The sequence below is a fragment of the Protofrankia sp. CiT1 genome (assembly GCF_917627335.1).
GTDB lineage: Bacteria > Actinomycetota > Actinomycetes > Frankiales > Frankiaceae > Protofrankia.
Genome location: NZ_CAKJTP010000037.1, coordinates 22,783 through 37,905 on the forward strand (window position 1 = coordinate 22,783; position 15,123 = coordinate 37,905).

Here is a 15,123-nt window from a genome sequence, read left to right on the forward strand (position 1 = left end):
GGGTCTGACCGGGTGCCAGCAGGTGACGGCTCACCCATTCAACGGCCTCCCGGACAAACACCGTGCGGTTGCCAAGACCCATGATCTCGTGTCCCTCGCCCTCGAAGAGCAGGAACCGGCAGTCCACCCCCCGCGCCGTCGCCGCGGCGACGGTCTGCTCGGCTTCGATCACCGGGACGTTGGTGTCGTTAGCGCCGTGCACGACCAGCAGCGGCGCGGCCAGGCGATCCATCCGGCGCAGCGGGGAAAGCTCCCACAGCAGCACGGCATCACGCACGGGGTCGCCGTACTTGGTCACCGCGGGGCCGGCGATCCACGGTTCGGTGTGCGCGAAGAACGTGGCGAAATCCACCATCCCGCAGATGTCGACCCCCACGCGGAACAGCTCCGGGTAGGTGACCAGCGCGGCGAGCGTCAGGTATCCCCCGTAGGAACGGCCCGCGACGCCGACCCGCCCACTGTCGGCAATACCCGCCTCGACCAGATATTTCACGCAGGAAGCGACGTCGGCGATCCCGTCGAAGCGACGGCCGTGGTCGTCGGCGCCCGCGAAGGAACGGCCGTAGCCCGCCGACCCGCGCACATTCGGGGCGAACACGGCGATCCCGCGGGTGACCAGTGCCTGGAACAGCGGGGTGAAGGTGGGACGTTCCTGCGCCTCGGGCCCACCGTGGAAGAACAGCAGGGTGGGATAGGGGCCGAGCTCGCCCTGCGGGCGGTACAGCCAGCCGGACAGCTCCAGCCCGTCGTGCGCGCGCAACCGGTGCGGTACCGGGCGGACCAGCCTGGTCCGGGAACGGGCCGGGGGAGGCAGCACCGCCTCGGCAGCCGCCCCGGCGGTGGGGTCCGCGTTGCCGTCCAGATCGGCGACGGAGGCGAGCGCGGGCGCGGGGAAGGCGGTGGGGGCGTCAGAGACCATACATCGGTAACCGGTCGCGTCCGCCCCGAAATCGTAGGTCCACAACTCGCCAGGGACGGTCGAACCGACCAGGGCCAGCAGCAGACCACGGCCCCCGTCACGGACGAGCAGGCTGCCCGCGACGTCCCTCGGCAGAGGCGGGAGGCCCAGCCGGCTGCCCGAGCCCAGATCGACCAGGTCCAGGACGGTCCGCCCGTCCACGTTCCACGCCAGCACCGCGACCGGCCGTCCCCTGCACACGCCGGGCGCGGCGGCGTTGGGCACACCATCGGGAAGCAGCGCGAACCGTTCCAGGTCGGCGTCATCGCGGGCTGCCACGACCTCGGTGGCCCGTTGGGTCCCGTCGTCCGCGAGGGTTACCGCCAGCAGCGCGGCACGTTCGCGACCGGCATCGGAGAGCAGGTAGACGAGCTTCCCGGCGCCCGCGGCCACGCCCGCCGGGCCGAACCGGCCGAGCCCGACCGTGCCGGCTCCGTCCAACAGCGGGTGGCAGCGCCCGGTGACGCAGTCGACGAGGATGAGCCGGCGGACCCCTCGCGGGCCGTCCCGGAGCAGCAGCCGGTACCCGGTCGCGGTGTCGCCGTCGATGTCGCAGATGGCGAGCGCCTGGCCCGCGGCCAGGTGCTCGCGCCGCCCCGTTACGGGGTCGACAAGCAGGGCGTGGGTCATGCCCGACCGGACGGACTCGCAGATCGCGAGCGCGGTGCCGTCCGGTGTCCACCGGCCGAGCCCGGCGGCGCTCGCCGTACCGGCCTCCGAGCCGGTGGACGCATGGGGGCTTACGGCGGGATGCCAGCCGCCAGCGAGGCGACGCAGCCCACTGCCATCGGGACGGACGACCCGGACCTCGGTGTGCTCGCCGCCGCCGGGCGCCACCACGACAGCGATCCACCCGCCATCCGGCGACCAGAGCACCGACCGGACATGTCCGGCGCCGGTGTCCAGCGGCTGCTGCCTGCCGGTCGCGTCGCGCAACCATAGCCGCGGGGTGCCGTCCCGGTCGCTGACATAGGCGATCATGCCCGCGGGCCCCAGGCTCGGCGACGAACAGCTCGCCGCCGCCACCCAGTCATCCACAAGATCACCGGGGCCGGGACTGGCGCTGGCGCCGGTGCCGGCTACGTCGAACGGCCGTGGCTCGGCCGGGAACCAGTCCGTCATCATGCCACCCCCTGGGTCTGCAGCCACATCTCCAACAGCGCGGCCTGCCAGAGCGCGTTCGCGCCGAGAGTGGTCCGGTTGTCGTTCGGCGCGGCCAGCATGGCCTCGACCCACTCGGCGCGGAACAGGCCGCGGGCCTTGGCGACCGGGTCACTGAGCGATTCCCGGACCAGGTCCAGATAGGAACCGGACAGGTGCCGGATCGCCGGGACCGGGAAGTAGCCCTTGGGCCGGTCGATGACCTCAACCGGCATGATCGGCCGGCCGACCGCCTTGAGCACTCCCTTGCCGCCCGCGGCGAGTTTCAGCTTGGGCGGGCAGGCCGCCGCGAGCTCGACGAGCTCATGGTCGAGGAACGGGGTACGCGCCTCCAGACCGGCGGCCATGGTCATGTTGTCGACCCGCTTGACCGGATCTTCCACCAGCATGACCGTCGAGTCGATGCGCAGTGCCGCGTCCACAGCGGTCGACGCGCCGGGCTCGGCGAAGTGGGTGGCGACAAATGCCCGGCTGACATCGGTGTCAAGGAGGTAGTCCGGCTCGACCATGGCCTCGAGCGCGCCGTGCGGCCGGTCCGCGAACACCCGCAGATAGTCCTCGACCGCCTCGCCGCGTTCGACGCCAGCCAGCGGCGGGTACCAGGAGTAGCCGGCAAACACCTCGTCCGCGCCCTGCCCGGACTGGACGACCTTCAGATGGCGGGAGACCTCCTGCGACAGCAGCTGGAAGGCGACGCAGTCATGGCTGACCATCGGCTCGCTCATCGCCTCGACCGTCGACTCGATCGCGGGCAGCAGCCGGTTACCAGCGACCCGGATCTGGTGATGATCGGTACCGAAGTGGCTCGCGATGACGTCGGAGTAGCTGAACTCGTCCCCGGACTCGCCGCCGGCCGCCTCGAATCCGACGCTGAACGTCGCGAGGTTCTCCTGCCCGGCCTCCGCGAGCAGCGCCACGATCAGACTGGAGTCAAGCCCCCCGGACAGCAGCACCCCGACCCCGACGTCGGCGACCATGCGCCGGCGCACCGCGGTGCGCAGCCGCTCACCGATCGCGTCCCGCCAGTCCGCCGCCGACCAGCCCTCGTACGCCGGGTCACGGGCGAAACTCGGATGCCAGTACAGCTCGTCGACGCTCGAGCCGTCCGCATCGATGATCCTCACGGTGGCCGCCGGCAGCTTGCGCACGGCGGCGAGGATCGTGCGCGGCGCCGGCACGACCGAGTGGAAGGACAGGTAGTGGTGCAACGCGACCAGATCGATATCGCCGCTGATCCCGCCGCTCGCGAGCAGCGCGGGCAACGTCGAGGCGAAGCGGACGCGGGTGGTGTCCGCCGTCACGTAGAGCGGCTTGATCCCCAGCCGGTCACGGCCGAGGACGAGCCGCCCGGTGTCGCGCTCGTGGATGGCAAAGGCGAACATCCCGACGAAGTGGTCCACGCACCGGACACCCCAATGATGATAGGCCTTACCGATCACCTCGGTGTCGGAGGCCGAGAAGAAACGATAGCCCTGGGCGGCAAGCTCGCCGCGAAGTTCGCGGTAGTTGTAGATACAGCCGTTGAAGACGGTCGCGAGACCGAGCTCGCTGTCGATCATCGGTTGCGAACCGCGCTCCGACAGATCAATGATCTTCAGGCGGCGATGGCCGAACGCGACCGGCCCGGACGCCCACACGCCGCTGGCGTCCGGGCCGCGCGGCCGCATCCGGTCAGCCATCCTCGCCACCGCGTCCACATCGGCCGCGGCACCGTCGAACCGCAGTTCCCCGCTCAGACCGCACATGCTCGCTCCTGTCGGTCGTTTCATCGGTTTCGCGGTGGGCCAACGGTGGCGCGATCATCCGCCTGCCGTGCCACCGGCGGCCCAGGCCCCAGGCCCCAGATCCCAGGCCGCTCGACGGCGTGGCTACCACCATCGGCGCCCGGCGTTTCCAGAAGATGACGTCACCATTACGAACAGTAATAACCTGCCGCGGGCCTTAGCTCCGGCGGCGGCCACGTAGCGCGCCCAGCACCAGGGACGCCCTAATGCGGCAGCCAGGTGTCCTTGGAGCCGCCGCCGCGGGACGAGTTGACGATCAGGCTGCCAACCGGAGCGACCCTGGTCAGCGCGGCCGGCACGACCACCGCTTCCGCTCCGAGGTAGACAAAAGCCCGCAGGTCGACCGAGCATGGCTGGAGACGGCCATCATGCCAGGTCGGATGGGTCGACAGCCGCACCAGCTCCTGGCCGATCCAGCGGCGCGGATCAGCGATGATCCGCTGGCGGGCGGCCGCGAGCTCAGCGGTGTCCGCCCGCGGACCGATCAGCACGCCGTCCCCGCCGTAGCCCTCAGCCGGCTTGATCACCAACTCGTCGAGATGATCGAGCACGTACGCACACTGCTCGGGATCACCGCAGACGTAGGTCGTGACGTCGTCGAGTACGGGCTGCTCACCCAGGTAGTATTTGATCAGGCGCGGTACGTAGGCGTAGAGCACCTTGTCATCGGCAACTCCGTTACCCGGCGCGTTCGCGAGGCTGAGCGTCCCCGCGCGCACCGCCGCGATCAGCGCTGGGCCGAGCGGCAGGCCATCGGCGGCCACGGCCGTGGCGAGTTCGTCCTCGTCGAAGCGCCGGTACAGCACGTCGACGCGGCGTCGGCGGCCCCGGTCGAGGCGGTGGACCACCGTGCCCGAGGCGCCGTCCTCGACGGTGAGGTCGGCCGGTTCGACAAGCGCGACCCCCATCTCCTCCGCCAACAGGGCGTGCTCGAAGTGGGCCGAGTTGTCCGACCCGTCGGTGAGCACCGCGATCGCCGGCTCCCCCGCCGCCCGGATGGGGGCCGCCGCGACAAGCGCCTCGTGCAGCAGCGCGGGCACACCGTCGAGCCCGGCAATCCCGCCTGGCGGGATCAGATCGGGCAGTATGGAACCGGTCAGCCGCCGGCCTTCGATGGCGTAGGCGACGCCGGAGGGCACCCGCAGGTTGTCCTCCAGGACGAACCAGTTCCCGTTGGCATCACGGACCAGGTCGATGCCGGTGACGGTGGCCCGGATAGCGTTCGCGGGCACGGCGAAGCCAGCGGCCCGCATACCGGGCGCGTTGTGTACCGCCCAGGCCGGGAGCACACCGTCGCCTACCGCGGCCTGCTCGCCATAGGCATCGTGCAGGAAGGCCTCAAGCGCCCTGACACGCTGCGCCAGGCCGGCCCGCAGCCGCGACCAGTCCGCTTCGTCGACGATGCGTGGCACCAGGTCGAAAGGGAATGGTCGCGCCGCGTCATCTCCGGCCACCCGGAACACCACCCCGCGCAGGACCTGCTCGACGCCACGGGCCTCAACAAGCTCGGCCAGCATCGCCGGCCCGAGGCGCTCCAGGGTCCGCATCACGGCCCGGTACGGAGCGCGGACCGCGCCGCCGGTGTCGACCACCTCGTCGTAACCGTCGGGGTGGTACCCGCTGAGCAGGCTGGCCTGACCCGCGGTGCCGGGCTGTACCGCCGTACCGGGGGCACGGCCCGGCACCTGCCCCGGCACCGCGAGCGGCGCGTCGCGCGTCTCAGCCAGGACAAGATCTACAACGTCGCTGAGCCGCCCGCGCCGGGCGAAGGCCCGCCGCTGCCGGGCCGCGGCACTGCCACGCCCGATCACCTGCTGGGCGAGATCGGTCACCAGCTCCCAGTCACCGGCATGCTCAAGCTCGTTCCGCACCTCATGGATGAGCCGCCACAAAAGATCATATGCCGGTACCGGAGCCGCCCCGGCCACATCGACCAGGTCGCCCTCGATCCCGGATCGCGCCGCCCGCCAGGTGGCCGCCCGCAGCAGCTCGGTACGCGGCGGCGGTGCCGGCACACCGATCCCGATCGCCAGGATCGCCCGGCGGACGAGCGCGCGGAACAGGCCCGCGATGAGAATGACGTTGTCGACGTCCGGGCATGCGTCGCAGATGCGCAGTTCGACCGTGGGCAGGTGGGCGGATGGGCGGACGTCGAAGTAGACCATGCCCGAATCGCTGATCACCCCCGATTTGATCAAATCGGCGACCAGCTGATCGTATTCGGCCGCGGTGCTGAACGAACCGGCGACGCCAGCGGTCGGCCACCGCTGCCAGACCAGGGTGCGTACGCTCGCATACCCGCTGTCAACGCCCTTCCAGTAGGGGGAGCTTGCCGACAGCGCCAGCAGCATCGGCAGCCACGGCGCGATCCAGGCGACCACCGCCATGGCGAGATCACGGTCCGCGACGTCCACATGCACCTGAGCGCCACAGATCAGCTGTTCCCTGGCCAGCAGCTGATAATCGGCGAGCATCTGTTCATAACGCGGGTCGCGACTGATCTCCAGCACGCCCGGATCGACCAGCGGGACAGTTCCCGCGGCCGCGGGACCGAGGCCGAGCGGCTCGGCGACCGAGGCGAGCTCACGCCGCAGGTCCAGCAGGTCGGCCCGCAGGTCAGCAAGATCGGTACAGGGACGGCTGTTGGTTTCGACCACGGACTTCAACAGCTCCGCGGCAAAGCGATCGGCCGGAAGGCGGTCAAGGATCGCGCTGGCCCGCGGTACGAGCTGGCGGGACGCGAGATCGAGGATGTGAAACTCCTCCTCGACGCCGACAGCCGCAATTCGGTCGTCGCTCATGGCTGACGACGCTACGGCCATTTGGCTACAGAAGCACGCCATAAGAGCGCCCGGCCGTTGAGAACGGGCACGTTTTCCGGCATTGCCGCGGACATGCCAGCGGGCGCGCCGAGCGCCGGGGTGGCCTGGCGAGGCCGCGGACGGCCGCCCGGCCAGCCCGAGGCGCGCTGACATCGCGGTAACTATCGGCACTTATCGATAATAATCAGCCACCAAACTCCGCCACTTCGCGGTCATCCTGCCACCCCTCGTGCACTTCAGTGACTTGTAATGTCACAATGCAACCTCGCCAGCACTTCTGGTGACATCGCCAACGCCAAGAGTACGATCTTCAAACGAAGGGTGCTGACGTGCGACCACGGGAATATGCCCCGTCCGCCCACAGCTGGATGTGTCTGGAGGGCCGATCATCATGGCGTTACTGAACGCGACCGACATCGCAACGGCCGGACCGGTCGCCATCTCCGCGTCCGCGAAGCCGGCGGACGCCGCCGGCCCGGGCGCGGCGATGATCAGCGAGAGCCGCATCGGCAGACAGGTACGCGTGCCCAAGACCGCCGAGCTGGTCGCCGCGCATCTGCGGCGCCAGATAGTGCGCAACGAGCTGGTCGAGGGCGATGCGCTTCCCCCGGAAGCCGTGCTGATGGAACAGTTCGGCGTCTCCCGTCCCACGCTGCGCGAGGCGTTCCGGGTCTTGGAGTCCGAAGCGCTGATCAGCGTACGGCGCGGGGCGCATGGCGGGGCCCGCGTCCACACGCCCAATGGCGACGTGGCCGCCCGCTACGCGGCGCTGGTCCTGGAGCACCGCGGCACGACCCTCGCCGACATCCACCAGGCCAGAGCCCTCATTGAGCCACCCTGTGCCCGCCAGGTCGCCGAACACCACACCGATGACGATCTTGTAGCGCTGCGGGCGGCCCTCGCCTCGGTCGAGGCCGCCGGCAACAGCCCCGGTCAGCTACAGGCCGCGAGCGCTGACTTCCGCCGCCTGCTGGTGGAGCTCGCCGGCAACCAGACCTTGATCGTCCTCGCCGGCATGCTGCGCCATATCGTCAACCTGGTGGATGGCAGCGGCCTGATCCCCGGCAGCGGACCGGCGGAGCCAGCCACCGACGGCGAGCATCACCACCCGCACCACCAGCTGGTGACGCTGATAGAAGCGGGCGAAGCGAGCGCGGCCGAGGACCTGTGGCGTCGCCATCTGCTGGCGGCGGACCCCTTCGCCGGGCACGACCAGGCCACAGTCATCGACCTGTTGGGAGGGGTCCCGGCGCCGGGTAGGTAATGTCGATCAGGTGACCCGCGCCGAGACCGACTCGCTGGCCGAGGTCCTCAACCTCGACCGCATTGAAACCAACATCTTCCGCGGCTGGTCCTGGCACACCGCACCGACCAGGGTGTTCGGCGGCCATGTCGCGGCACAGGCACTGATCGCCGCTGGTCAGACCGTTGCCGCTGATCGCCCGGTGCATTCGCTGCACGCCTACTTCCTGCTACCGGGTGATCCCGCGGCGCCGATCATCTATGAGGTCGACCCGATTCGTGACGGGCGTTCCTTCACGACCCGGCGTGTGGTCGCCATCCAGCACGGCAAGGCCATCTTCAACATGTCCGCGTCGTTCCACCACACGGCGGAGGGTCTCGAACACCAGGCGGCGATGCCGGTGATGCCGCCGCTGCCGCCGCCCGGTGGCCCAGCCGCACCATCCGACGATGTGTTCTCCGACGGCCGGGGGGTCGAGCCGTTCTTCCGGCGCTACCTGGACGTCCTGCCCATCGCGAGCAGCGCGCCGGACGGCTCCGTCCAGCCGCCGGTCGTCTCCCATCTCGGGGATCCGCATGCGCCCCACCAGCGGCGATGGTTCCGCGCCCGCGGGCCGCTGCCCGACGACCCGCTCTACCACGCATGCGCGGTCACGTACGCCTCCGACCTCCATCTGATCACGACGACTGTGCTCCCGCACCGGACACCGGAAGGGCCGCGGATCTCGCTGGCGAGCCTGGACCACGCGATGTGGTTCCACCGCCCGTTCCGCGCGGACGAATGGCTGCTCTACATTCAGGACAGCCCGTCGGCGTACGGGGAACGCGGCTTCACCCGCGGGGAGATATACACCGCCGACGGCCGGCTTGTCGTTTCCGTCGCGCAGGAGGGACTGATGCGGCAGCGGCCCTGACGCGCCCTTCTTTTCCATCGTGTTCTCTGCGCATGCGCGTTTCCAGCGTTTCGCGTTTCTTCGTTCTCCGCGCTGCCGGCCGGCAGGACGGGCCGGCTCCCGACCAAAGGCTGGGCCGTTCAGTCGTCGGCGGCGCGGGCAGGGACCGGCTGCCGGACGGACCACGCGGCCGGCAGGGACAGCACCATCGTGAGCCCGCCGCCGGGGGTGTCGTCGGTACTCAGCGAACCTCCCATGGCCTCGGCCAGACCGCGGGACAATGCCAGGCCCAAGCCGACACCGGTGGTGTTGTCCCGGTCGCCGAGACGCTGGAAAGGCTGGAAGACCCGGTCGCGGTTCTCCGCCGGGATGCCTGGCCCGCGGTCGATAACGCGGATCTCGACCCGATCGTCGAGAGCACTCGCGGTGATGACTGGACGGGTCCCCGTGGGGGAGTACCGGAGCGCGTTCGAGACGAGGTTGACCAGCACACGCTCGACGAGGGCGGGGTCCGCGTGGATGTCGGGCAGCTCCTCGGGCATCTGGATCTCCACGTTCCGGGCGGGCGGGCCGAGTTCGTCGAGAGCGTGCGGGATGACGCCGTCGACACCGACCGGCCGGGGGAAGACACTGAGCGCGCCGGCCTGCAACCGGCTCATGTCGAGCAGGTTGTCGACGAGCCGGGTGAGCTTGTCCATGGACTCGTCGGCGGTCGCGAGCAGTTCCGCCTGTTCGTCCCGGGTCCAGGCGACGTCCCCGCCGCGCAGCCCGGTGATGGCGGCCTTGGCCGAGGCCAGCGGTGTGCGCAGATCATGGCTGACCGCGGCGAGCAGCGCCGTGCGTATCCGGTCGGTTTCGGCCAGAGGGCCGGCCTCGGCCGCGGCTTCGGTGAGGCGGCGCTGTTCGAGCGCGAGCGCGGCCTGGGCCGCGAATGCGGCGAGTATCCGGCGGTCCGCGGCGGGCAGCGGACGTCCACGCAGCACCAGCGCGAGGTTGTCCCCAATGGGGACGTCCACGTCACCGTCCTCGGGCCGGGTGCACGGGTCGGTCCCGATGCTGTGCACGACCCGCCATCCGCGCACGCTCCCGCCGTCACGGCCCGCGCCGGAGCGCTGCTCGGATCGTTCCAGCAGGGTGGCGGCCATCATGCCGAACGTCTCGCGCGCCCGCGAGAGCAGGGCCGGCAGCGCGTCCTCGCCGCGCAGGACGCTGCCGGCGAGCACGGACAGCGTCGCGGCCTCGGCTGAGGCCCGCGCCGCCTGGGCGTACCGGCGCGCGGCAAGATCGACAACCCGGCTGACCATGATTCCCACAAGGATGAAGGCGACGAGCGCAAAGGCATTGTTGCGTTCCGCGATCGTCCAGTGGCGCAGCGGCGGGGTGAAGTAGTAGTTCAGCATCAGCGAGCTCGCGACCGCGGCGAGCAGCGCCGGCCAGAACCCACCGACCAGCGCGACGACCACCACGGCGAGCAGATAGGTGAGAGCGTCGGTGGTGAGGTTGAGCGAACCACGGGAGTTCGCCAGTACGACGGTGAGCAGCGGGAGCAGGCCGGCCACCAGCGCGGCCGCGATCAACCGGCGGCGCGGCGTCAGGCCGTGCGCGAACCGCGGCAACCGCCAGCCTCGACCGATCTCCTCGTGGGTGACCATGTGGACGTCGATCGATCCGGACAGCTTGGTCGTGGTGACGCCGATGCCCGGACTGAACATCTGCGCGAGCCAGCCACGCCGGCTGGCGCCGAGCACCAGCTGCGTCGCGTTCTCCGCGCGGGCGAAGTCGAGCAGCGCGGTCGGGACGTTCTCGCCGATGACGTGGTGATAACTGCCGCCAAGGCTTTCCACCAGCGCCCGCTGTCGCGCGAGGGCCTGTGGGTTCGCGCCGGTGAGACCGTCGGACCGGGCGACGTGCACGGCAAGCAGGTCGGAGCCCTTGCTGCGGTCAGCGATCCGGACGGCCCGGCGGATCAGGGTGTCCCCCTCGGGGCCACCGGTGAGCGCGACCACCACCCGTTCACGGGTTTCCCAGGTACCGGCGATGCCGTGCTCCGCGCGGTACCGGTCGAGCTGCTCGTCCACCTTGTCGGCTACCCACAGCAGTGCAATCTCACGTAACGCGGTCAGGTTGCCGATCCGGAAATAGTTCGACAGCGCCGCGTCGACCTTCTCCGGAGCGTAGATGTTGCCGTGCGCCATCCGCCGGCGAAGCGCCTCCGGAGCCATGTCGACCACCTCGACCTGGTCGGCCTCACGGACGACGTCATCGGGCACGGTCTCCCGCTGCGGCACCCCCGTGATCCTCTCGACCACGTCGTTGAGTGACTCCAGGTGCTGGACGTTGACATTGGAGATGACGTCGACACCGGCGTCAAGGAGCTCGCGGACGTCCTGCCAGCGCTTGGTGTTGCGGCTGCCAGGGACGTTCGTGTGGGCGAGCTCGTCGACGACGGCGACCGCGGGCTTGCGGGCGAGCACCGCGCCGAGGTCCATCTCGGTGAACACCGCGCCCCGATAGGAGATCTCCTTTCGCGGGACGACCTCCAGGCCTTCCAGCAGCGCGGCCGTCTTCGGCCGGCCGTGGGTCTCCACGAAGCCGACGACCACGTCGGTGCCCCGGTCGTGACGCCGGTGGGCCTCATCCAGCGCGGCGTAGGTCTTACCCACGCCAGGTGCCGCGCCGAGGTAGACACGCAACGTTCCCCGAGTCACGGCACCCATCCTGCGCCATCCGCGCGTCCGCCGCGAGGCACACCGAACGCATACCGAAAGCAAACATTCGTTTACGACGAACAACAACAAAATCACAAAACAAGACATAAGGAACGGTCCACGAACACTCGTCACCCTCCGGAAGAGCAACCAGCGAACAGGGCAATGCGATGGAAGAGGCTAGTGATCTGCGCTATAGCGGGACTCAGACGACGAACGGACGATTACCGTAGCGGGCATGCCGCAAGCAGGACTTGCCTGGCAGACACTGCACGATGCCGGCGCGCTCGCACTGGTCGACACCGCGTCCCACCGGGCCGCCGCGGTTGCTCGACCATGTACGCCCGAGCTGGACATCGCGGATATCGTGGAGGCTGAACGCCTAGTCCAGGCCTGGGCGGACGCATCCACACGGCGTGCGGCGGAAGAAGCGCTGGCCGGCCGGCTCGCCGCCGACTCCACCCGGCTGCTGCGCTCGCTGAGCTGGCTGTTGGCGATGTGGGCGGTAACGCTGCACCTACGGACCGGTGAACAGCCACACACGGTCATCCGGTCGTTGACCTACCGCGGAGTGTGGCGCAGTGCCGAGGCACCTCATTGCGAAGGCGTCTGGGAATCACTGAGCCAGCGGGTCCGCGTCGGCGCGCTGGCCGCGCTGACCGGAGACAGCGACGCCGCGCACGCGTTCCGGCTGGCGATCTGCCAGCCTCCCGGTATCGCCGAGGTGCTGTTGCACCACGCGCTGTCCGTCATGGGCGACCTCGCCCGCAACATGCATGCCATCGGTATCGACCCCACCGACCTGGCCCGCACACTCGCCGCTTACACCACGGAGCCGCCCGCCATCCAGCCGGCTTCCTTCCGCCCGCTGGGCTGACCGGCCCGCCGCCATAAATAATCTTCTGTGGCCATGATGTGATCGGCGGAGGCAACTCGGACAGCGCGCCGCCGCCATGCGACAGTTGGATGTCCGATGTGGCGGCGACGGGGAGTGGTAAGTGACCCTGCGGAAACGGGAACCGAACACGAGACAGCCTCGGTCCGGACCTGCCAGCGCGTTGCCGGCGGTGGCCGGTTTCTCGACCAGGCCGGTCATGACCAGGGCCGGGGACTGACGCCGACCGTGCCGTCCGACATGCCCTCCGCCGGCTCCGCACCCGCCGGCCTCACCAGCCTCACCGGTCTCACCGGTCTCACCGGTCTCGCCGGGCGGGCGGAGGCACCCGGTGTGCTCTCGGCCGGGCGTCACCTGCGCGCGCCGGAAATCGTCGAAGCGGCCGTCCTCGTCGACCTGGTGATCGCTATCTGCCTGGTCGCGCGCTTCCTTCCGCTCGGTTGGGTGCTGACGATCCCCGCGGCGGTCCCGGCGGCGGTGCTGGCCGCGCGCTGGCGGCTGCGCACGGCCAGCACGGCGATATTCACGGCCATGGCGGTGGCCGTTCTCCTCGGCGGCACCGGGTTCGCGATCACCATCACCTCCTGCATGATGAACGGCACCGTGCTCGGCACGGCCCACCGTCGGCGGTGGGGTCTCCTGCGCACGGCAGCGGTGACCGTCGGCACACTGTGGGTGCCGGTCGCGCTTGTCATGGACGCGCTGTTCGGCGTTCTCACCCAGCTGCGCGGGCTGCTGCTCGCCGAGATCATCAACAGTTGGGACGGCGCCCGGAGCAGCATCGCGCGGCTCGGGATCACACCGGACAACCCCGGGCTGGCGGCGGCGGACTGGGTTGTCCGGTGGGGCACGACGCACTGGTGGGCGCTGCTACCGATCACGCTGCTGGCGAACACGGCGGTGAACGTGCTCGCCGCCGGAGTGGTCATCCGGCCGGTGACTGCGCCACCTCGCCGCCAGCGCACCATCCGCCCGGACCGACCAGCCGAACCCGCCGGGGTGGATACCCAGGCGCAGGACGGCGGGCAGTCCGCACCATCCGCGACCGCACGCACAGCCATGCCCACAGCCATGCCCACAGCCGCACTCGGGGCCACACTCGCGGCCACAGCCTGATACGCAGCCGCGGCCTCTTCCCGTGCGGCTCGAATCGGTGACGTACCGCTACCCGGGGGCCGCGCGGGACGCCGTCCACGATGTGTCGCTCACCATCCGGCCAGCGGAGTTCGTGGCGATCCTGGGCAGCAACGGGTCCGGGAAGTCCACGCTCGCCCGGATCATCGGTGGCTGGAGTCCCACCGACGGACAGGTGCTACGGCCCGGTGACTGCGCGCTCGGCCGGCCCGGCGGCACTTCCATGATTTTCCAGCGGCCGGAGTCGCAGGTACTGGGTGTGCGGGTCCGCGACGACATCGTGTGGGGCCTGCCGGAGGGTGGCCGGACGGTCGACGTCGAGGCTCTGCTGGCGAAGGTCGGGCTCGCCCAACTCGCCGACCACGAAACCGCGACGCTGTCCGGCGGGCAGCTACAGCGGCTGGCGGTCGCCGCGGCGCTCGCGCGGGCGCCACGGCTGCTCGTGTCCGACGAGTCCACCGCCATGGTGGACGCCGACGGCCGCCAGCAGCTCACCGAGCTGCTGGCGCGGCTTCCCGGCGAAGAGGGGGTCACGGTCGTGCACGTGACCCACCGCCGCGCCGAGGCGATGCGCGCACACCGCCGCATCACTCTCGACAGCGGCCGGATGACACCGGCGGACGGCGCGGCAGCCGGCCCGACCACCTGCGTGTCTGTCGATCCCCGCCCGGATCCGCGCCCAGGCCCACCCGCAGGCCCGTGCCAGCACGCCGAGGCGTCACCGCTGGTCTGCCTCAACGGTGTCGGGCAGATCTACTCCCCTCGATCACCATGGGCGCACCGGGCGCTGACCGACGTGTCCTTCCAGCTCGGCATCGGTGAATCAATCGTGATCAACGGCCGTAACGGATCGGGGAAGTCGACGCTCGCGGCCGTCCTCGCCGGTCTGCTCAGCCCCTCCGAAGGCGATGCCCACATGTCCGGCCGACCGCTGACCGCCTGTCCCGGCGAGATCGGACTGGCCGTGCAGCACTCCCGGCTCCAGCTGCTGGCACCCACCGTAGGTGCTGATGTGCGTGCCGCCGCCGGGGTGAGCGCGGCCGCCGCCGACGACGCGCTGGCCGCCGTCGGCCTGGATCCCGCGGTGTTCCGGGACCGGCGGGTGGAGAACCTCTCCGGCGGCCAGCTGCGCCGCGCCGCGCTCGCCGGGCTGATCGCCCGCCAGCCCCGCCTGATGATCCTCGATGAGCCGCTGGCGGGGCTGGACATCCCGTCACGGCGAACCCTCATCAAGGTGCTCGCGGACCTTCGCGTCCGCACCGGCTTGACGTTGGTCGTGATATCCCACGACTTCGACGGCCTGGCCGATGTGATCGAGAGAACGATCGTCCTGGACGGGGGACGCCTGGTCCACGACGGGCCTTTCCGCGGTGACCGGCCGCAGCGCGTGCCGGCGGCTGCCCCGCCAGCCATCGCCCGCGCCGGCGGCGTCCGGACACTCCCCCGACCGCGCCATGCGGTGGTCACCGCCAGCGCACAGAGCGCGGCAGTCATCGATACCGGGAGTCCCCGCGCCACCCCGGCGC

Annotated in this window: 9 protein-coding genes; 5 read left to right on the forward strand and 4 right to left on the reverse strand. The window is 70.4% G+C overall.

The window, feature by feature from the left end:
* The 3 genes from MJ785_RS08910 to MJ785_RS08920 form a co-directional block, all read right to left on the reverse strand.
* The coding region (locus MJ785_RS08910; protein ID WP_239380387.1) for an alpha/beta fold hydrolase at positions 1-2,083 on the reverse strand (2,083 nt) is incomplete at its 3' end.
* On the reverse strand, positions 2,080-3,864 hold the full coding sequence (locus MJ785_RS08915; protein WP_239380389.1) for an N-acetylglutaminylglutamine amidotransferase: 1,785 nt from the start codon (positions 3,862-3,864) through the stop codon (positions 2,080-2,082). The genes MJ785_RS08915 and MJ785_RS08910, both read right to left, overlap by 4 nt.
* Positions 3,865-4,106: 242 nt before the next feature.
* Positions 4,107-6,704, reverse strand: coding sequence for a carboxylate--amine ligase/circularly permuted type 2 ATP-grasp protein (locus tag MJ785_RS08920; protein WP_239380391.1), 2,598 nt, complete (start codon positions 6,702-6,704; stop codon positions 4,107-4,109).
* A gap of 412 nt (positions 6,705-7,116) precedes the next feature.
* On the opposite strand from MJ785_RS08920, the gene MJ785_RS08925 reads away from it, so the two are divergent.
* Together MJ785_RS08925 and MJ785_RS08930 are read left to right on the forward strand one after the other, a co-directional pair.
* Positions 7,117-7,989 carry a FadR/GntR family transcriptional regulator gene (locus MJ785_RS08925; protein WP_239380392.1) on the forward strand — a complete coding sequence of 291 codons (873 nt, stop codon included), beginning with the start codon at positions 7,117-7,119 and terminating at the stop codon, positions 7,987-7,989.
* A 10-nt stretch (positions 7,990-7,999) separates the two neighbouring features.
* The gene (locus tag MJ785_RS08930; protein WP_239309352.1) at positions 8,000-8,881 is read left to right on the forward strand and encodes an acyl-CoA thioesterase II; all 882 of its coding nucleotides are present in this window, start codon (positions 8,000-8,002) and stop codon (positions 8,879-8,881) included.
* 119 nt (positions 8,882-9,000) lie between these two features.
* Here the strand turns inward: MJ785_RS08930 and MJ785_RS08935 are convergent, their stop codons facing one another.
* Positions 9,001-11,577 (reverse strand): ATP-binding protein, encoded by a 2,577-nt coding sequence (locus tag MJ785_RS08935; protein WP_239309353.1) that lies wholly within the window; start codon positions 11,575-11,577, stop codon positions 9,001-9,003.
* A gap of 229 nt (positions 11,578-11,806) precedes the next feature.
* On the opposite strand from MJ785_RS08935, the gene MJ785_RS08940 reads away from it, so the two are divergent.
* The 3 genes from MJ785_RS08940 to MJ785_RS08950 form a co-directional block, all read left to right on the forward strand.
* A complete protein-coding gene (locus MJ785_RS08940; protein WP_239309354.1) occupies positions 11,807-12,445 on the forward strand; it encodes a hypothetical protein in 639 nt (212 codons plus the stop codon).
* Positions 12,446-12,559: 114 nt separating this feature from the next.
* Positions 12,560-13,579 carry a hypothetical protein gene (locus tag MJ785_RS08945; protein WP_239380393.1) on the forward strand — a complete coding sequence of 340 codons (1,020 nt, stop codon included), beginning with the start codon at positions 12,560-12,562 and terminating at the stop codon, positions 13,577-13,579.
* 22 nt (positions 13,580-13,601) lie between these two features.
* The coding region (locus tag MJ785_RS08950; protein WP_239380396.1) for an ABC transporter ATP-binding protein at positions 13,602-15,123 on the forward strand (1,522 nt) is incomplete at its 3' end.